The sequence below is a fragment of the Clostridium ganghwense genome (assembly GCF_026735165.1).
GTDB classification, from domain to species: domain Bacteria; phylum Bacillota; class Clostridia; order Clostridiales; family Clostridiaceae; genus Clostridium_H; species Clostridium_H ganghwense.
Genome location: NZ_JAPQES010000003.1, coordinates 15,911 through 36,048 on the forward strand (window position 1 = coordinate 15,911; position 20,138 = coordinate 36,048).

Annotated in this window: 21 protein-coding genes; 2 read left to right on the forward strand and 19 right to left on the reverse strand. The window is 30.1% G+C overall.

Annotated elements, in window-relative coordinates; all coding sequences use genetic code 11:
• The first annotated feature begins 211 nt into the window (after positions 1-211).
• Positions 212-1,060: an SDR family oxidoreductase gene (locus tag OXH55_RS09355; protein WP_268049674.1), complete on the forward strand. Its 849-nt coding sequence runs from the start codon at positions 212-214 to the stop codon at positions 1,058-1,060.
• Positions 1,061-1,082: 22 nt separating this feature from the next.
• Here the strand turns inward: OXH55_RS09355 and OXH55_RS09360 are convergent, their stop codons facing one another.
• Entirely contained in the window at positions 1,083-1,607 is a 525-nt protein-coding gene (locus tag OXH55_RS09360; protein WP_268049675.1) for an ECF transporter S component, read from the reverse strand.
• A gap of 176 nt (positions 1,608-1,783) precedes the next feature.
• On the opposite strand from OXH55_RS09360, the gene OXH55_RS09365 reads away from it, so the two are divergent.
• The gene (locus OXH55_RS09365) at positions 1,784-2,080 is read left to right on the forward strand and encodes a hypothetical protein (RefSeq protein ID WP_268049676.1); all 297 of its coding nucleotides are present in this window, start codon (positions 1,784-1,786) and stop codon (positions 2,078-2,080) included.
• Positions 2,081-2,211: 131 nt separating this feature from the next.
• On the opposite strand, the gene def is transcribed toward OXH55_RS09365, so the two are convergent.
• The 18 genes from def to OXH55_RS09455 all read right to left on the reverse strand — a co-directional run bounded on the left by def (position 2,212) and on the right by OXH55_RS09455 (position 20,134).
• The gene (def, locus tag OXH55_RS09370; protein WP_268049677.1) at positions 2,212-2,676 is read right to left on the reverse strand and encodes a peptide deformylase; all 465 of its coding nucleotides are present in this window, start codon (positions 2,674-2,676) and stop codon (positions 2,212-2,214) included.
• An 87-nt stretch (positions 2,677-2,763) separates the two neighbouring features.
• A complete protein-coding gene (gene dhaM, locus OXH55_RS09375) occupies positions 2,764-3,153 on the reverse strand; it encodes a dihydroxyacetone kinase phosphoryl donor subunit DhaM (RefSeq protein WP_268049678.1) in 390 nt (129 codons plus the stop codon).
• Between the two features lie 22 nt (positions 3,154-3,175).
• Complete coding sequence (gene dhaL, locus OXH55_RS09380) at positions 3,176-3,805, reverse strand: dihydroxyacetone kinase subunit DhaL (RefSeq protein ID WP_268049679.1); 630 nt, start codon at positions 3,803-3,805, stop codon at positions 3,176-3,178.
• 66 nt (positions 3,806-3,871) lie between these two features.
• The gene (gene dhaK / locus OXH55_RS09385) at positions 3,872-4,873 is read right to left on the reverse strand and encodes a dihydroxyacetone kinase subunit DhaK (RefSeq protein WP_268049680.1); all 1,002 of its coding nucleotides are present in this window, start codon (positions 4,871-4,873) and stop codon (positions 3,872-3,874) included.
• A gap of 73 nt (positions 4,874-4,946) precedes the next feature.
• Positions 4,947-5,657 (reverse strand): MIP/aquaporin family protein, encoded by a 711-nt coding sequence (locus OXH55_RS09390; protein WP_268049681.1) that lies wholly within the window; start codon positions 5,655-5,657, stop codon positions 4,947-4,949.
• Between the two features lie 208 nt (positions 5,658-5,865).
• Positions 5,866-7,947 (reverse strand): sigma 54-interacting transcriptional regulator, encoded by a 2,082-nt coding sequence (locus OXH55_RS09395; protein WP_268049682.1) that lies wholly within the window; start codon positions 7,945-7,947, stop codon positions 5,866-5,868.
• Between the two features lie 142 nt (positions 7,948-8,089).
• Entirely contained in the window at positions 8,090-8,752 is a 663-nt protein-coding gene (locus tag OXH55_RS09400) for a V-type ATP synthase subunit D (protein WP_268049683.1), read from the reverse strand.
• A 2-nt stretch (positions 8,753-8,754) separates the two neighbouring features.
• The gene (locus OXH55_RS09405; RefSeq protein WP_268049684.1) at positions 8,755-10,137 is read right to left on the reverse strand and encodes a V-type ATP synthase subunit B; all 1,383 of its coding nucleotides are present in this window, start codon (positions 10,135-10,137) and stop codon (positions 8,755-8,757) included.
• The gene (locus tag OXH55_RS09410; RefSeq protein WP_268049685.1) at positions 10,130-11,905 is read right to left on the reverse strand and encodes a V-type ATP synthase subunit A; all 1,776 of its coding nucleotides are present in this window, start codon (positions 11,903-11,905) and stop codon (positions 10,130-10,132) included. Before OXH55_RS09410 ends, OXH55_RS09405 begins: the two co-directional genes overlap by 8 nt.
• Before the next feature lie 18 nt (positions 11,906-11,923).
• Positions 11,924-12,238, reverse strand: coding sequence for a V-type ATP synthase subunit F (locus OXH55_RS09415; RefSeq protein WP_268050069.1), 315 nt, complete (start codon positions 12,236-12,238; stop codon positions 11,924-11,926).
• Positions 12,225-13,226: a V-type ATP synthase subunit C gene (locus OXH55_RS09420; protein WP_268049686.1), complete on the reverse strand. Its 1,002-nt coding sequence runs from the start codon at positions 13,224-13,226 to the stop codon at positions 12,225-12,227. Before OXH55_RS09420 ends, OXH55_RS09415 begins: the two co-directional genes overlap by 14 nt.
• Before the next feature lie 14 nt (positions 13,227-13,240).
• Positions 13,241-13,837 carry a V-type ATP synthase subunit E gene (locus OXH55_RS09425; protein ID WP_268049687.1) on the reverse strand — a complete coding sequence of 199 codons (597 nt, stop codon included), beginning with the start codon at positions 13,835-13,837 and terminating at the stop codon, positions 13,241-13,243.
• Positions 13,838-13,859: 22 nt separating this feature from the next.
• Positions 13,860-14,351, reverse strand: coding sequence for a V-type ATP synthase subunit K (locus OXH55_RS09430; protein WP_268049688.1), 492 nt, complete (start codon positions 14,349-14,351; stop codon positions 13,860-13,862).
• 119 nt (positions 14,352-14,470) lie between these two features.
• Positions 14,471-16,429, reverse strand: coding sequence for a V-type ATP synthase subunit I (locus tag OXH55_RS09435; protein ID WP_268049689.1), 1,959 nt, complete (start codon positions 16,427-16,429; stop codon positions 14,471-14,473).
• On the reverse strand, positions 16,416-16,742 hold the full coding sequence (locus tag OXH55_RS09440) for an ATPase (RefSeq protein ID WP_268049690.1): 327 nt from the start codon (positions 16,740-16,742) through the stop codon (positions 16,416-16,418). The genes OXH55_RS09435 and OXH55_RS09440 overlap by 14 nt, the downstream gene beginning before the upstream one ends.
• Positions 16,743-17,030: 288 nt before the next feature.
• Positions 17,031-18,764: a B12-binding domain-containing radical SAM protein gene (locus OXH55_RS09445; protein ID WP_268049691.1), complete on the reverse strand. Its 1,734-nt coding sequence runs from the start codon at positions 18,762-18,764 to the stop codon at positions 17,031-17,033.
• Complete coding sequence (locus OXH55_RS09450) at positions 18,739-19,275, reverse strand: class I SAM-dependent methyltransferase (RefSeq protein ID WP_268049692.1); 537 nt, start codon at positions 19,273-19,275, stop codon at positions 18,739-18,741. The genes OXH55_RS09445 and OXH55_RS09450 overlap by 26 nt, the downstream gene beginning before the upstream one ends.
• A gap of 145 nt (positions 19,276-19,420) precedes the next feature.
• The gene (locus OXH55_RS09455) at positions 19,421-20,134 is read right to left on the reverse strand and encodes a zinc dependent phospholipase C family protein (RefSeq protein ID WP_268049693.1); all 714 of its coding nucleotides are present in this window, start codon (positions 20,132-20,134) and stop codon (positions 19,421-19,423) included.
• Positions 20,135-20,138: the final 4 nt, after the last annotated feature.

The window sequence follows — 20,138 nt, forward strand, 5'->3', positions numbered from 1 at the left end:
CCCCACTCCTATTATTATATAACATTATTTATAATTTTTTCTGTAATTTTATATTAATTGTATTTTTTTACTTATAATACAATTATAACAGATATAGTCAATGTTAAAACATTAATATCATAACTTTTTATATAATAAAACTTTATATAAATGCATCATTTTAACCTTTGTTATCATAAAATTTAATAACAAACTTTTTTAGGAGGTAGATATGAATATATTAATAACTGGTGGAGATAAACCTTTAGGAAAAGCTTTTGCAAAACACTTAGGAAATAAGCATAAAATATTTTTAATGAATGAAAATACCTTAGATATAACTAACCGAGTGGAAACATTAAGAACTATATCTAATATTAATCCTGAAATAGTTATTCATTGTGATGAAATAGATAATATAGAGAAATGTGAAAAAAACGAAAACTTAGCTTATACTGTAAACACTATAGGCTGCTTAAATGTAGCTTATAGTTGTTATTCTTTGGATATTCCAATTATTTATCTCTCAACAAATTATGTATATGATGGTAAAAAAGAAAGTCCTTATTATGAAACTGATAACTGTACTCCTATTAATGTATATGGCAAAACAAAACTTGCTGGTGAAAAATTAATCCAAACTCTATATAACAAATTTTTTATTATTCGATGTGGCTGGCTCTTTGGTGAAGAAAATAACTTTATTCAAAAAATACTTAATAATAGAGATGTTCCTGTTTTTATGTGTTCTAATGAAATAGGAAGTCCAACCTATATTGAAGACGTATGCACTGCTGTAGATATATTGCTTTCTACAAATTATTATGGAATATATAATTGTGCAAATCCTGACCCAGTTAATAAATCCTTATGGGTAAAATATATATTAGATTGTTCAAATATAAAAAAAGAAATCATTGAAATTCCTCAAAATTATATACCTAATTGCGCTCCTAGACCTCATTATTCTGCTATAGAAACAACTCTATTAAAAAATTGCTTTAACATTAAACTACCAAATTGGAGAGAAAGAACAAAAACTGTAGTAGCAAATATAAATAAAAAGCCACCTACAAAGTAGGTAACTTTTATGTAGATACCTTTTATTTGGCCGCTGCTTTTTTAATAAAGTTAGCTTGCCCACTTTTATTTAGTGCTTGTACAAGTACTCCTGATATAACACCATCTACTAAATGATGAAGTAATGTACCTATTCCTATAGTCAATATAACATAATTAATACTGAACCCTTTAGCCCCCATAAATGGTATAGTTGATAATCCTTCTAATATTCCATGTATTGGTGCCGTAACAATTACTATTTTTGTAAAATCCACTCCCTTTTTAAGCAGATAAGCTCCTATAATACCTACAAATACATGCATAAAAGCTCTAGCTGCAATATATGGTCCAAGAGCAATTAAAAATCCAAATGCAGATCCTACTCCAACTACAACAGCTGCTCCTGGACCTAAAAACATTGCTAAAAATACTGGTACATGTGATGCAAGAGTTGCTGAAAATACTGGTGGTATAACCACCCTTAAAAAACCAAAATAAAGTGGTATTATAATTGCAAAAGCAGTTAATAATGCCGTAAATGTTAATTTCCTTACATTTTCTCTCATGTTTTACACCTCCATATACTACTGTATATACAGTAGTATACACTAGCTATTTCGTATTGTAAATAATATTTTTTAACTTTATATTCATTTGTATGGAAAAACTATCTATTTGACAAGCTTTTACTCTACAAATTACAATTAATATATACCCATATATGGTATGGAGGTGATTTTCTATGATAACAATTAATAATACAGCATTAAAAACAGCTAAAAATATGAACGCTTCCTTCGTCATTAGAGTCACAACCAGTGGTTGCGGATGTGGAGGCGGCATTAGAAAAAGCTTATGGATTGAGCTTTCTAATGATTTTGTAGATATTAATAATCATTACACACTTTTTGAATATGAAGGTGTAAATGTATACATCAGTAAAAAACTAAACTTAAGTAATAATGTATATATCTTTCAAAAATTTAAGTTTCCAGTTATAGGACCAGTTTTTAGCAGCAAAGGCATATCTATTTCATAAATATACAGCCTTATAATTAAATATAAAAATTAATAAGTTAAAATTCATGATATTTTTTCATATATAAAAAGAAGTAAAGATATATATATCTAAATATATCTTTACTTCTTTTATTCTCTCTTTTTATTTGTCTACTCTTCTATTTTGTATACTTTTTTTGCTACATCCATATAAAGTACTCCATCTAAATGATCTGTTTCATGACATATAGCTCTAGCCATAAGTCCTTCTGCTTCATATTGAACTATTCTTCCTTTTTCATTCATACCAGTTACAATTACTCTTCTAGGTCTTACCACTATCCCCTCATGTCCTGGGTAACTTAAGCATCCTTCTACATCTTCATATTTACCTATTTTTTTAATTATTTTAGGATTTAACAGAATTAAAGGTTCACTTCCATCTCTCAAATCTATTATGAATGCTCTTTTTAATATACCTATCTGTGGAGCAGCAAGTCCTACTCCATCACCTGCATATAATGTATCTTTTAAATCTTGAATTGCTTCTAATGTTTCATTATTAATCTCTGTAATTCTTCTACTTTTACGTCTTAGAACATCATTTCCAACCTTAACTATTTCTCTAACTGCCATGTAAAGCTTCCTCCTATGAAAAAATAATAGTATTGGGTTAATACCCAATACTATTATATACCTTCCTTTATTCTTTAGCTACATCTATTATGGCATTTTACCAAGACTCATAGCTGCTACTGATTGTTTTACTGATTCTAAAGTTCCATTTATGCTGCTCTCAACTGCTGCCGAAACTGCTCCTTCAACTAGAGCTGTATCTACTATTTCAATATTTTTTTGCATATCTTCAGGTAGACATTCTATTGCCATTTCAGAATTCATATATGCACTTCCTAAATCAAATAGTATTACTACTCCATCTTCTGAATAAACTTCTTGTATAGCATTCATTATTTTTTCAACATCTGTTCCAAGTCTTCCATCTGAAGTTCCGCCTGCAGCAACCATTGGCACATCTGCAGCCATTTGACCAGCAAGTTCCTTTATTCCTTCAGCCACTTTATTACTATGCGATACTATTACAATTCCTACCATGTTTTGTCCTCCATTAAGTTAATTATTTTATATTCTCATAAATAGTTTTAAATATTAGATAGCTTGATGTTGCACCTGGATCTTGATGTCCTATACTTCTCTCTCCTAAATAACTTGCTCTTCCCTTTGTAGCTACTATTTCTTTAGTATGTTCAACACCGCTTTCAGCTGCCTTAACAGCATTTTCCAAAGCTTCTATGCTGCTTAATCCTTTATCTATTGATTCTTTCAAAGCATTTAATGCAGGTTGTATAGAATCAATCATTGTTTTTTCTTCAACGTCACTTTTACCTCTCATTTTGATTCCATTTAAAGCTTCTTCCACCATTGCTGCAAAATCATTTATATCTACTTCTTCTTTTCCATTAACTTTCATTCCCGCCTTCATAAAAGCTGTTCCATATAATGGTCCTGAAGCTCCACCTACATTTGAAACCAATGCCATTCCAGCAGTTTTTAATAAATTACCTATATTTTTTTCTTCACTGCCTTCAAGCTTTTCTACTACAGCATTAAAACCTTTATTCATATTTAGTCCGTGATCGCCATCTCCGATTGCTCCATCTAATTCACTTAAGAATAGCTTATTTTCATCCATTACAGTACTTATATTTTTTAATATTTTCATTATGTCTACTGCCTTTACTGCCATATTTACCATCCCTTTCTTATTTACTCTTTATCTAATTATTATCAAATCTTAAATTCTATATATTAATTAACCAAATACTTTAAATGCAGGTGTATCTGCCTTAGCATCTAATAATGTTTTTAATTCTTTATCTAATTTTAATATTGAAACTGAGAATCCTGCCATTTCAAGTGAAGTCATATATTCTCCAACAAAAGTTTTATGAACTTTAATTCCTTTTTCTGCTAAAATTTCACTAACTTTTTTATTAGCAATGTATAGTTCCATATAAGGTGTAGAAGCTAATCCATTAACCATAACGGCTACTTCTTCTCCCTGTTTAACGGGCATATCTTCTAATATTTTTGAAACTAAGTGATCAGTTATTTCATCTGCAGTTTTTAATTCTTCTCTATGAGTTCCAGGTTCTCCATGAATACCCATACCTATTTCCATTTCCTTTTCTCCTAAAGTGAAATTAGGTTTACCTGCTGCTGGTACAGTACATGGACTTATTGCCATTCCCATACTTCTAACATTCGCAATAACTTTTTCTGCTACTTCTTTTACTTCTACAAGTGAAGCACCTGTTTCTGCTTTTGAACCTGCTATTTTATGAACAAATACAGTTCCTGCAATTCCTCTTCTTCCTGTAGTATAAGTACTATTTTCAACAGCAACATCGTCATTTACAATAACAGCTTCTACATTTAGCCCTTCCATTTCAGCCATATCTTTAGCCATTTCAAAATTCATAACGTCCCCGCTGTAATTCTTTATTACTAGTAATGTTCCTTTTCCTGAATCTACAGCTTTTATTGCTTCATATACTTGATCCGGTGTAGGTGATGTGAAAACTTCTCCTGCAACAGCAGCATCAAGCATTCCATATCCTACATATCCACCATGTGCAGGTTCATGTCCACTTCCACCACCACTTACTAAAGCTACTTTTCCTTCAACTGGTGTGTTAACACGTGCAACAACATTCGCATTTTCTAATTTTTTCAAATATTCAGGATGTGCAGCACACATTCCTTTTAACATATCGTTTAACACTTCATTTGGATTGTTTATTATTTTTTTCATTTTATATTCCTCCCGTTTTATATATTTTTATTGAACTTAATTATCTTAAATTTATTTTTTTATTATTAAGCTATTAAGCTCCAAATACACATTTAAATAATACTGCTCCTGCAATTCCTCCAACAATTGGTGCAATCACTGGAATCCATGCATATCCCCAGTCAGAACTTCCTTTACCTTTAATAGGTAGAATAGCATGTGCTATACGAGGAGCTAAATCTCTAGCTGGATTTATTGCATATCCTGTAGGTCCTCCTAATGAAATACCTATTGACCAAATTAATCCACCAACTACTAATGCACCAAGCCCTTCAGCCATTTGTTGAGATACTATTCCCAATATTCCGAAAGTTAAAACTGCTGTTCCTATAAATTCTGATATAAAGTTTGAAATATTATTTCTTATAGCTGGTCCTGTTGAGAACGAACCTAGAACTGCTCCTTTATCTTCTGTTTCTTCCCAATGTGGTAAATACATTAACCATACTAAAACTGCTCCTATAAATGCTCCAATAAACTGAGCAGCTATATAAGTTGGCACCTCATTCCAAGAGAATTTTCCAATAGCTGCAAATCCTAATGTTACAGCTGGATTTAAATGAGCTCCACTTACACTTCCAAAGATAAATGCTGGAATCATAACAGCTAATGCCCAGCCTGTTGCAATTACAATCCATCCTGAATTTTGCCCCTTACTTTTGTTCAAAACAACATTAGCAACTACTCCATTTCCCAATAATATCAATAATAATGTTCCTATAAGTTCTGCTAAAAAATGTGACATGATGATTCCTCCTTTGTTTAATTTTTTCACTTATATATTTAGCAAGTGCCGTGCCAAATGTAAACATTTTCACTATAATTTCTTCAAACCTTCTATTTTCCTAAGATTGAGGAATCATCACATTGTAATCGTTTTACTTTTCATTTAAAACTTATTGGGAAAAAGTATCAAGTTAACACTTTTCTTCTGATACTTTTTCCCACTATGTTCACTTTTCCCAACTGATAACTTTTTGTATTCCATACTTCCTTGCTTTAGCAGCTACTGTTTTATGTGTAACACCTAAAACCTTTGCAGCTGCATTATAGCTTCCATACTTCTTCAATGCTTTTTCAATAATAATTTTTTCATAATCACTTAATTTTAATATTTCTTCACTATTTTCAATTTCACTCTTTATATTATTTTTCTTCTCCTTAACATTATTTAAGTTTTCAAGTTTGTCATCACTATTATCCTGTTTAATATATATAGGAAGATCTTCATTTTCTATATATTCATCTTCTGATAATGCAACAACTCTTTCTATTAAATTTTCAAGTTCTCTAACATTACCAGGCCATTTATATTTTATGAAAGTATCTAAAGCTTTATTACTTATACCATTAATATCTTTTTTCATTTCTCTACTTATCTTTTCTATAAAATATTCCACTAAAATAGGTATATCTTGTTTTCGTTCTCTCAAAGGTGGTAAAAATATAGGAATTACATTTAATCTATAATATAAATCTTCTCTAAAATCACCTCTTTTAACCATGTCTTCAAGATTTCTATTAGTAGCTGCAATTATTCTAACATTTATTTTTATTGTTTCTTCTCCACCAACTCTTTGAAATTCTCTTTCCTGAAGTACCCTCAAAAGTTTTGCCTGCATACTTTTATCAGTTTCTCCTATTTCATCTAAAAAAATTGTTCCTTTATTAGCTAATTCAAATTTTCCTAACTTTCTTTTGATAGCTCCAGTAAAGGAACCTTTTTCATGTCCAAACAATTCACTTTCAAGCAAATTAGACGGAATTGCTGCACAGTTAACCCTTATAAATGGTCCATCAGCACAACTACTGGCAAAATGTATCCCCTCTGCAATAAGTTCCTTTCCCGTTCCACTTTCTCCTCTTATCAAAACAGTAGAATAACTTTTAGCAGCTTTTGTTGCAATAGCCAAAGCATCTCTTACCTTACCGCTATTACCTATAAACTTTTTAAAAGCTTCATTAGGTTTTTTAGTCCTAAAAAGTTCTTCTTCAAGATACTCAGCCTTTGCGGTTATTTCATTTAAATTTTTGTATAATTTCCTTATCTGTGTAAGATCTTTTACTACTGAAACAACACCTCTTATTTCTCCATAAACCTTAATTGCACTTACATCTGCAGCCATTACAACACCATTAGGCTTTTTTACTATAACGCCTCTTTTATTATTTCCTGATAACAACACCTGCTGTCTTAATCCATTTGGAGAAGTATGTGATATATTAACACCTATTACTTTCTCAGGTTCTTCTTTAAGTATTTTGTAATAAGCTTCATTTGCATAAGTTACATATCCCTCTTTATCTATAACACATATTCCATCTTGCACTGAATCTAGTACAAGCTGTAATCTTTCTTTTAGTTCTTTAACTTCCTTTAACTCTCCTGTTAATTTCTCTATATTTGAAATATCTTGAAAAGATATTACAGATCCCTTTCTATTTCCTTCTATTAATATTGGTGTTTCATTTAAAAGTACAATAGTATTATTAATCTCTTTTCTTAAACCTATTTTTGATTTTCCATTGTTGCAAATTATACCCATTTCTTCTTTAGGAATAATCTCATATATATTTTTACCTATAGCTTCATTAGCTTTTACATTTAGTATTTTTTCAGCCATTGGATTAAAAACTGTTATTATATCATTTTCATCTAAAACTATAAGTCCATTTGCCAAACTTTCAAATATTTGCTCCCATGCTATGGTATTATCATGAATAATATTATCTACTTGGCTTATAGTACTCTCATCTGAAATATTGAAATCACTTTGAAGAAATGCTCCCATCTCGCCTAAAGGCTCTTTTACTCTATCTCCAACAGCTTCAAGTAAAATTTCTTCATTTTGTTTAATTTTCAATAGTACTAATGGCATTAAGCTCTTAGCTGGTACTTTTTTTGTATTTTTATAGATAAAAAACTGTACATTATATTTTTTCTCTAATTCATCTACCTTATGTACTACTATAGCTGCAACTCGTGCATGAATCCCTTTTTCATTTTTTATTATAACTTTTACAGAATCTCTCAAATCAAATTCACTCCCACGTTATATCATAACTATCTCATTATTTATATTTTATTACATACAACAAATAAAATAAAATATAAAAAAAGCATATTAACTATACCTAAGTATAATCAATATGCTTTTCACCCTTTTTCATGATATTTTAAGCATTTTCTGCTGCTTTTGCATCTGCTTCTTCCATCATACTCTTAACCTTCATAAGTCTTGTTAAGGCACTTCTTTCATTTTCATCCAGCTTCATTTGAATATATCTTATTGTTTCTTGAAGCTGAGGAATTGTCATATACTCAAGTGCATTAACTCTTCTTCTTGTCTTTTCAATTTCATCAGCCATAAGCTGACAAGACTTTTCAACTTCTGCCAGTTCTAAAAGCTTTGGAAGTATTCCATAAAGCTTTTCTATAGCTCCATCTAGTTCTCCTGAAGTATTTGCAAAACCATAAGGATAAATACTTCCTTCATCATCTCCAAGTGCTCTTTTAAATTCCATTTTAGGAACATTAACACTCATTATATTTTTAGTTGAAACATCAACAGTAATGTGCTCCTTTGGATAAGCAATCGCTTCCTCTAATAATTCAGAAGACATCAATGCTCTAGCCATAACGAAATCCTTGAAGGAACTTCCAAGCTCTTCTTCTACACTCTTTCTAAGCTGATTATTATATTTTACAAGGTCAATAAATCTTCTCATAAGCTCATCTTGCTTGTCTTTTAAAAGCTTATGCCCCCTTGTAGCAGTAACCAATCTCTTTTTTAGTTTTGTGAGCTCCATTCTTGTAGGATTGACATTAAGCCTAGCCATGGTTACTCACCTTCTTTTTCATCTAAATATTTATCTAAGTATTCATCTCTAATTCTCTTAAGCTCTGTTCTTGGAAGTATCTTAAGTAGTTTCCATCCCAAGTTTAATGTCTCTTCAATACTTCTATTTGTTTCAAAACCTTGTGCTACATATTCTTTTTCAAAAGAATCAGCAAATTTTGCATAAGCTTTATCTGTATCTGATAATGCAGATTCTCCAAGGATTACTGCAAGCTCTTTTGCCTGTTTACCTTGTGCATAAGCTGAGAACAATTGGTTCATTGTATCTGCATGGTCTTCTCTAGTTTTTTCTTTACCAATACCCTTATCTTTAAGTCTTGAAAGTGATGGTAATACATCTATTGGAGGCATTATTCCTTTTTTATAAAGCTCTCTTGATAATATAATCTGTCCCTCTGTTATGTATCCTGTAAGGTCAGGAATCGGGTGAGTTTTATCATCTTCAGGCATTGTAAGGATTGGTATTTGTGTTATTGAACCTTCTTTTCCTTTTATTCTTCCTGCTCTTTCATATAAAGTAGAAAGGTCAGTATATAGATATCCTGGATATCCACGTCTACCTGGAACTTCTTTTCTAGCTGCTGAAACCTCACGAAGAGCTTCACAATAGTTTGTAATATCAGTCATTATTACAAGTACGTGCATTCCTCTTTCATAAGCTAAGTATTCAGCTGTAGTAAGTGCCATTCTAGGAGTTGCTATACGTTCAACAGCTGGATCTGATGCAAGATTCATAAATAAAACCGTTCTATCGATCGCTCCAGTTCTTGTAAAGTCTTCTACGAAGAATTGAGCTTCTTCAAATGTAATACCAACAGCTGCAAAAACAACGGCAAATTTAGATTCTGATTTTAAAACTTTTGCCTGTCTCGCTATTTGTGCCGCAAGTTCAGCATGTGGAAGACCTGATCCTGAGAACACTGGAAGTTTTTGTCCTCTAACTAAAGTATTAAGTCCATCTATTGCAGAAACACCTGTTTGAATAAACTCTGAAGGATAGTCTCTTGCAAAAGGATTTAAAGGTTCACCGTTAATATCAAGTTTTTTATCAGGAAGTATTTTTGGTCCCCCATCCTTTGGTCTTCCAAGTCCATCAAAGACCCTTCCAAGCATATCCTCTGAAACCCCTATTTCAAGAGGTCTTCCAAGGAATCTAGCCTTTGTTTCTTTTAAGTTGATACCAGAAGACCCTTCAAATAACTGAACTACAGCTTTATCTTGATTAATTTCAAGTACGTTTCCATGTCTTATTTCACCAGTTTGAAGTTCAATTTCAACAAGTTCTCCGTAATTTACACCTTTAACCCCATCAACTACCATTAAAGGTCCAACAACTTCTGTAACTGTTTTATATTCTTTAAGCATTTGCAACACCTTCTTCCGCTATCAGCTTATCCATTGCCTTGTTCAATTCTACTCTTATTTGTTCAATTTTTTCTAATTCAGTTTCTTGAATATATTTTGCTCTTGCTATTTTATCTCTCATTTCTTCCATATCTATAATTTTCTTTAAATAAACTCCTGCTTTTAATGCACGTTCTGCTTCATCTCCAAAGGCAAGAACAAGCTTTAGCATTTTGTACTGTTTATCTAATGAAGCATAAGTATCAACATCATGGAAAGCATTTTGCATTAAATAATCTTCTCTTATAGATTTTGCAACTTCTAGTTTTAATCTATCTTTCTCAGAAAGAGCGTCGATACCAACAAGTCTAACTATTTCTTGAAGATTTGCTTCCTCTTGAAGTAAAGTCATAGCTCTTGTTCTTAACTCAACCCATTCTTCTGAAACATTTTCATTCATCCATGCACCTATTTTTTCAAGATATAGAGAATACGAATTTAACCAGTTAATTGCTGGGAAATGTCTTCTATATGCAAGCTGTGCATCAAGTCCCCAGAACACCTTAACTATTCTTAAAGTTGCCTGTGTTACTGGTTCAGACAAATCTCCTCCTGGAGGTGATACTGCACCGATAGCTGTAAGTGCACCTTCTCTTCCATCTTCTCCAAGACATATAACCTTACCTGCTCTTTCATAGAAATCTGCAAGTCTTGATCCCAAATACGCTGGATAACCTTCATCACCAGGCATTTCTTCAAGTCTTCCTGACATTTCTCTAAGTGCTTCTGCCCAACGTGATGTTGAATCAGCCATAAGAGCTACTGAATATCCCATGTCTCTAAAATATTCTGCAATTGTTATACCAGTATATATTGAGGCTTCACGAGCTGCAACTGGCATGTTTGAAGTATTGGCTATAAGTACTGTTCTCTTCATTAGAGTTTCACCAGTTTTAGGGTCTTTAAGTTCTGGGAACTCATTAAGAACGTCAGTCATCTCATTTCCACGTTCTCCACAACCTATATATACAACTATCTCTGCATCTCCCCATTTAGCAAGCTGATGCTGAACTACTGTTTTACCACTTCCGAAAGGTCCTGGTACGCAAGCGGCACCACCCTTTGCAACTGGGAAAAATGTATCTACTATTCTTTGACCTGTAACCATTGGTGCAGCTGGATTTAATTTTTCAGCATATGGTCTACCACGTCTAACAGGCCATTTTTGCATTAAAGTAAGCTTTTTTATTCCATTTGCTGTTTCTACTTCTGCAACAGTTTCTTCTACTGTATAGTCTCCTTCAGAAATTGATTTTATCTTTCCTTCTACTCCATAAGGTACTATTATTTTATGGTTTACAACAGTAGTTTCTTGTACGGTTCCTATAATGTATCCTGATTTCACTTCATCTCCCACATTAATTGTAGGTATAAAGTGCCATTTTTTTTCTCTGTTTAATGGTAATACTTCCACACCTTTTGTTAAAAAACTTCCTGCCTTTTCCATTATGGCATCTAGTGGTCTTTGAATTCCGTCAAACATTGATTCTATAAGTCCAGGACCAAGCTCTACACTTAAAGGTTCTCCTGTTGTAACAACAGGGTCACCAGGTCCAAGACCTGAAGTTTCTTCGTATACTTGAATAGAAGCTTTATCGCCTCTCATTTCAATTATTTCACCTATAAGACGCTTATTACCAACTTTAACAACGTCATAGATATTAGCTTCATCCATGCCTTCAGCTATAACCAAAGGTCCTGATACTTTGATAATTCTTCCGCTCTTCAAGTTACCTACCTACCTTCCTTATAAAATATTAACTCCTACAGCTTTTTCTACATTGTCTCTTATTCTCTGCATACCAATATTAAGCGAACCTTGATTACTTGGAATCAATATAACAGCTGGAAGTGTTTGTCTATTATATCGTTCAATTGTTTCTTCAATATCTTTAGCAACTTGCTCAGTAACAAATATAACTGCATATTTATCCATAGCCATTCTATCAATAGTTTTTTGGGCTTCTTCTGCTTCCACAACTGGATATACATCAATGCCAATTGCTTTAAATGCAAGAATTGAATCTTTATCCCCAACAACACCTATCTTATACATAAATATCACGCAGCCTTTCTCTTATAACATCTCCAGCAATATTGTTAAGCTTTCCAACCATTATAATCCTAACAATTTTTATTTCATTTTCTTTAGCGAAGATATAGGCAAGTAACGGTTCTATTCCAAAACTAATATATTTTGAATCTTTTATAAAATTCATTATGAAATTGTCAGAAAGTTTTTCTAGCACATTAAATTTGCCTGTTTGTATGTATTCCTCCATTCCTAATCTCATAATTTCATTATAATCAGTATACTGTAAGCTGCTTACAATATTTTCATTAGATCCATTTAACATATCAAGTAAAGTTTCTCTTTCCAGTTTACCGCCTTCTATTAAGACACTGTCTAAAAACTTTCTAGATTTTTTTTGTTTTTTTACTCTAAGTAAAGTTTTTAGATTTATTAAATCAATATTCATTTTTAAAAATTCTAATAAGTATGGCTCACCTAAAACTTCAGCTCTAAAAAGCATATCTTTATACATATATTCATCTAAGATTATATCTATCTGTTGAGGATCTTTATGTTCCCCAAAACTTGTTTCTGATTTTTGTATTGCTTCCTTCATTATAGGAGTCAACTCCCTATAATCCTCCATTGAAATATACATTTTCATGTCATCAACAGCCACTGTTCCTACTGGAATTAGAAGATAACTTAAATCTTTATTTAAAGCCTTTCCCTTCAAAAGTACTTTGATATTATGATAATCATATCTTATACTCATAGTATCTATTAAATTTTCATCAGGAGATACTTCATACATAAATGAGTATACTCTTTTAAGTTCTTCACTTAACACTATTTCATAATCTTCTGGTCTTTTCACATTAGTCATTAATGTGCCATATTCAGTTTCTTGAAGTATTTTAAAGGTTTCTTCTGCAGAATTCCCATCTATCATTCTTTCTATCTTGGCTTTGTCAAGGAGCTTATTTTCTAACGCTCTGATTCTTGGTACAGCCTGAACATACTTTATGTTACTCATTAAGCCATCCTCCTTTAGTTAAACAATGCACTTATAACTTCGGCCTCAAGCTCATCTCTTAAAGACATAATCAAAGCTTCAAAAGTATTATTTATTTCAATACCATTCTTAGCTAAGATATAACCACCTTTTATATCTCTTTTTTCAGAACTTAATTTTAATTCTCCTTTTTTACCTTCAGCTATTAATGCCTTATTTAATTCTTTTATAAATTCAGGAGTTACTGCATTATTATTTTCTCCAACTATTATTTTCTCATCGCCATCTATATCTAGTGATAAAATACTCTCCATCATAAACTTCAAAAGCTTTTCCTTAGAAATTTTATTTAATTTTTCTAGTGCTATATTAAAAGTGTTATCTAAAACTTCTCCCTTTGCACTTAATTTCATATTTCTAACTTGTAGATGAGCATTAGATATAATTCTTTCTGCTCTAGTTTTCGCCTCAGATTCAGCTTTTGAAACCATTATTTTTTTCTCTGCTTCACCTTCTGCTATTTTTTTATTTATTAAACTTTTTTCTGTATTTTTAGCTTCTTCAATAAGTCCCTTAGCAGTATTATTTGCATCTTCTATTATTTTCGATGTCAAATTATTGATACTAGACATGCCTATCCACATCCTAACCTTTTTATTTTATGTTGAATATCATCAATAATGATGCAACGAATCCTAATAATGCATATGTTTCAACCATTACTGAGAATAATACACCTTTCATTACGTGATCTGGTTTTTTAGCTAAAATAGTCATACCTGCTGCTGCAGTTTTTGCTTGTGATATTGCTGATTTCCAACCTGTAAATGCTATAGGAAGTGCTGCTAAAAAGTAGAAAAATCCACTTCCAAGTTCTGGTGTAGTTCCACCTATCATTCCTATTCTAGTAAGAATAAGTATTCCTGTAACGAATCCATATAAACCTTGAGTACCTGGTAATAATTCAAGGATAAGTGCTTTACCAAATTTATCTGGGTCTTCTGTAACTACTCCTGTAGCCGCTTCACCAACTATACCTATACCTTTTGCTGAACCTATTCCAGGTAATAATGTAGCAAGTCCAGCACCTAATAGTGCAAATAATAATCCTCCATTTTGTACCATAAAATCCATAACAGTATTCATTTACGATTCCTCCTATAATTTAGTTATTATTTTAAATATTTTAAATATTGAAAGTATAAAAATATTTAAAATATTTAAAGTAGTATTTTATAATTATAAAAATTATATTTTATTTATTATTAATTAACATTTACTTTTTTATTTGTAATATTCACAAATTTATTTGTAGACTTGAATGGAGTAAATTTTTTTCCTCCGCCCTCATAGAACTTATTAAAAAACTCTAAGTACTGTAATCTACTTGTATGCACATAAGAACCTAATGCATTAATTCCTAAGTTAAATAAGTGCCCAACCAAGAATATAATTATTCCTGCTATAATTCTTGGAATTCCTGCCGGTATTAAGTTTATCATAAGGTTAAATGCATTGGCTATAAATCCTGTTGCAAGTCCTAACGCTAAAAGTCTTGAATAAGATACTATATCTCCTATATATCCAGTAATCCCATATAAGCCATAAATTCCTCCGCCTATTTTACCACCAATTGTTTCAGCATCTCTTCCCTGTGTTAAAACCAATCCAACAAAACCAATTATCATTACTATCTTACCTGCTGGTAGTCCTTTATAAATCATAAAAATTCCTGCTAATGACACATACCAAAGTCCTACATCAAAAACTGCATCAAGATATTTCTTATCTCTTATCAACACATAAGCCTTCATTCCAAGTCCTATTAAGATATGAATAACACCCAATACTATAGCAAGACTAAATATCTTCATTATGTCACTAGATGGATTCAATAGACGTGGTGCAGGTGTTCCTAAAAATTTTTCTGGAGCATCCCCAAACCATCCTCCGTATATAGCACCCCAAACAGTTGTTGATATTCCTAGGTATAAAAATAACTTCATAAAGTTTTTTGTACCCTTTTGTAATTTAAAGAACTTTAATGCTAACGCTGTTCCAACTACCATAACTATTCCATATCCCGCATCGGATAACATCATGCCGAAAAATATAAAATAGAATACAGACATTATAGGAGTTGGATCTACCTCTTTATAATTTGGTAGAGAATACATTTCTGTTATGCTTTCAAAAGGCTCTACAAATCCATTATTTTTTAATAATATTGGTACTTTATCCCCTTCTTTAGCTTCTTCAAATTCTAAATAGTAATTTTCTTTAACTACTTCCTTAATAGTTTCTTCAAATTCTTCATTTGATAATGTAGTATTCCATCCTTGAATTGCTATTATATTGTTTGTCCTTATAAAGTTCGAACTCGCCTTAGCTCTATCTAGTTTATTAGAATAATACTCATAAACTAGTTGGAGTTTTTCTTGATAGTCATTTAGATTCTTAAGACTTTTTTCAATTTTCTCTTTTTCATTCTCTATCTGTTTAATTCTATTTTTATAACTTTTAATTATGTTGTCAGGACTTTCATCATAATTAAAACTTACTTTAGTGAATCCATATTTCTTAAGTATTTCAATACCCTTATCATGTAATTTTTTAATTACTATTGCTAAAAGATATACTTCATCTTTACCCTCATTTATAAATTCTAAATATGAATAATCTAATTCCTTTTCAAATTCTTCGGTAAAAGAATCTTTTAAATTAGTTGGTATAGTACCTAGAAAACACGAAGTATATTTTAGATTTTTTACTTGATCAAGAGAACAATCAAAATTACTCCAAGGTAATAAAGTTTCTATTTCAGCTTCAATTTTTGTTCTCTCATTGCTAAAAGAATTTTGTTTTTCCTCTTTTTCTTTTAACTCTTCATAAATTGATATCCAATTTATATTCTTAACTTGTTGCTCTAATTCATCAAAGCTAATAATTTTTTTGCCTTTTTTAAGTGCTTCAATTCCACTCTCTTTCTCCATATAAGGTTTTAAAAAATCTAAACAAAATTTTATTTTGGACAATTCATTCTCACTTTGCAGAATCTCCTTATCCCTTGTAGCACTTTTTAGAAAGCTTAGCTCTTCATTTTCCAGCCTAGGTTGAAGGTCAACAAATTGTACTCCTTCAAATTTCTGTAGATTCTCGAGTAAGACTTCCTTTTCATTTTCAAAGGCAAATAATGTGAATTTATTCATTTTAACTATTGCCATTTATATTCACTATCCTCTCAATTACTAAATTCACTGCCTTATTAAGTCTTTCCTTAGAAATGTTCCTAATACTTTCTGTTTCTTTTTTGCCTTCTTCTAGTATGGGTGTTGCTTTCTTTTTTGAGTCTTCTACAGCTGTGTCAATAACTTTTTTTGATTCTAATTTAGCCTCAGATAAAACTCTTTTATATTCATTTAAAGCTTTAATCTCTGCATCCTTAGTAATCTTATTACTTTCATTTTGAGCGTTTTTAACAATTTCAAATGCCTTTTCTTCTGTAGACTTAATTTCTTTAATTGCTTCTATGGCCAAGATATCACCACCTTTTAAATAGTTTGTAATTTAAACTAACTTGATAAATTATAAAAACTAATACTTAATATAGTATTAGCAACACTTAATGTAGTATCACTAATACTTAATATAGTATTTATAACACCTTAGCTATAACTTATTATAATACTGTTATATAACAAATTTCAATATTTAAAATTGTTATATTTCAAAAAATTAAATAATTTTTCGATAATTATCACCATTTTCCTAGCAAATACACCTTTTATTACTATTTTTTAATTTTTGAAAAATTTATTATCATTTTTAGTGTATTATATCAGTTACATTCTGTATATTCTTGTAATCTTTTTCATCATACGCCAAATATATATTTTTTTTCAAAACTTCATTTGTTTCTATAAAGTGTATCACATTGATATTAAACTTTTCAACATGGAACTTATTTTTTTCAAAGTTAAAATGGCTATCCATCACCTTGGTCTTAATCTCTTTATTTTCTTTTTTATCAGTTTCACCTCTTAAAAACTCTGGTATTCCCCTTTTTTTATTAAACATAAGATAATCATATTTAACAATTTCTTTTAATATTAAATTACTCTCCTTTAGCTTTTCACAATTAAACTCTAGAAATACCTTGTAATAATCTACTGCTGATATATTTCTTTGGAAATATCCTTTTTCCTCAAAGAAACGTCCTAAACTATAATAGAACTCAAAAGGATTACTAAATTTCAACATAAAATATTTTAAAATTGTATTGAACTTTTGTGAATTATAATATTTATCCACTACAGCTTCAACTTTCTTTAATTTTAATAGTTCATCATAACTTATATGATTAGTCTCAAGTATCTCATAAGGTGGATATGGTGAATATTTCATACCCCATTTATCCGCTTCTATCCTCATAGGTGAACCTTTTAAAAGTTTTAAAAATCCTAATTGCAGCTCTTCTGGCTCCATAAGATACACATCATTAAAAGATCTTCTAAAAGACTCAAAATCTTCTCCTGGCAATCCTGCTATAAGATCTAAATGTTGACTTATATTTTTTAAATTCTTTACTTCTTCCACCTTTTCTCTAATATTTTTAAAGTTTACATGTCTATTTATGTTTTTTAATACATTATTATTTGTAGTTTGAACACCTACCTCAAATTGAATTCTGCCTTTAGGCGCCTTACTTAAAACTTTCAATTCATTTTCTGTTAAAAGATCAGCAGAAATTTCAAAGTGAAATTTTGTTTCTGTGTCTTGTTCAATTAAAAATTTCCAAATACTCACAGCAAAATTTTCATTACAATTAAAAGTTCTATCTACAAATTTAACAAGCCTTACTTTCTTATCTATTAAAAATTTCAATTCTGACTTAACTTTTTCAATATCTCTAAGTCTAACCTTTCTATCTACAGAAGAAAGACAATATTTACATCCAAATGGGCATCCTCTTGATGCTTCGTAATATACTATTTTATTACTTAAATCATCCTCTTCAGTATATGGAAAAATAACATCATCTATATACATGTTATTTCTATTTCCTCCATAATAAACTTCTCCATCTATTTTGTAATACAAACCTCTAATATGATCTAACTCTAATACTTTCTCATTTTCCTTTATGTTTTTACTTTCTTGTTCAAGTTTATGCTTATATGATTTCCATAAAATCAATTCTCTATAAGTATTTTCTCCTTCTCCTTGTATTAAATATTCTCCCACATTATTTTCTAAAAATTCTTCTCCATTAAAACTTACTTCTGGCCCACCATAAATTATTTCGATATCATTGTTAATAATTTTTATAAGATTAGCTAAAGCTTTAACAAACTCAATATTCCATATGTAACATGAAAAAGCTATCATATCTGGATTTTCTTTTATAATTTCTTCAACTATTCTTTCTACTCTATCATTTATAGAAAACTCTCTTATATTACATTCATACTCTAAATCTTCAGTGTAAGCTTTTAAATATCTTACCGCTAAATTTGAATGTATAAATTTTGAATTAACTGCTACCAAAGTCACTTTCATTTTCTCTTCTCCTTTTCTTCTGTGCTTTTATGCAATATATATTATTTAAACTTTTAGAATATATTATATCAAAATATATTCTAAAAAGTTCTAAAGTACTTTTTTGCGATGTCTCCTTAAAAATATTATAATCTTTTATATATAACTCTTTAATTTTTCTATGAGGCATTAAAACTTTTATTTTATTATCAAAGATTTTCCCATAGCTTTTCTCTATATCCCAAATATATATATAACCATCTACCTTTAAATATTTATTGATTTCTTCTAATAAAGCTTTCCTTCTTATTTTAAACATTATACTACTAAAAGATAAAAACATCACGCAACTATCATAACAACTTTCCTCAACATTGCTGATGCTATCATTTCCATTTATATATTCTATCTTGAAATCTTTATTATTTAATTTATATATATTATAAACTATACCATGATTATAAAATCCTATATCTAGTATATTGCCTGAAAATCTTTCATTTTGAAGATTAATTAGAATTTCTTCTCTCATATTTCTGCCCCCCTTTTCGTAATGATCTTAAACTATAATATTTAAAATACTTTATATAAATTTCTACATAAAAAAAATATTCCCTCCATTATATGGAAGAAATATTTTTTTCCTACATAAACTTATATATTTTCTTATATTAAATTTAACATTCAGTCTTTTCTTTTAACGTTTCATAAAAATCCAACATAAAACCTGCTGTTGTAATTTGAGCTTCCTGTATAATGCTAGAAGCAATTTTCATATACCTTTCGTCTATATCTTTTGTATTTATATATTTTAAATAGGTATTATTAGCCGTTAAAGCATTGTTCTTTATATATTCATCGACACTTTCACAAGTTTTAATTCCATTTTTAACCTCAAAATGATGTCCCATTGCAATTTTTTTTATTATCCATAGTTCAAATTTTCTGTGATGCTTTAAAAGTTTATTATTTACATGTTGAGGCACAGTTGTATCTTGTATTAAATGACATGCTGCTCCCAAGTAAAACATTGATTTTTTTATATCTCCAAGTTCAAGATAAGTATTAGCTTTATTGTAATATTTTTTACATTCATCTAATGCATTAGTACATCCATATAAACCTTTTTCCTTACTAAAATGATAAAAATGCCCTGAACTTTTAAAATCCTGATCTGCCCAAGTAACTCCCTCATTTAATTCTTTTATATATTTTTGATAATGATTATATTGCTGCAAATGCCCTTCATTTTTTAATATGTCAATAGCTTTATTAGTTATATACTTATGAGCCATACAATGAGTATTTATAATAAGTTTTTTTATAGGATTTACAACAAACAGAACACTTTTTAGTGCTTTCCCATAAGTTGCTTCTATCTTTTTTTTCATGCTT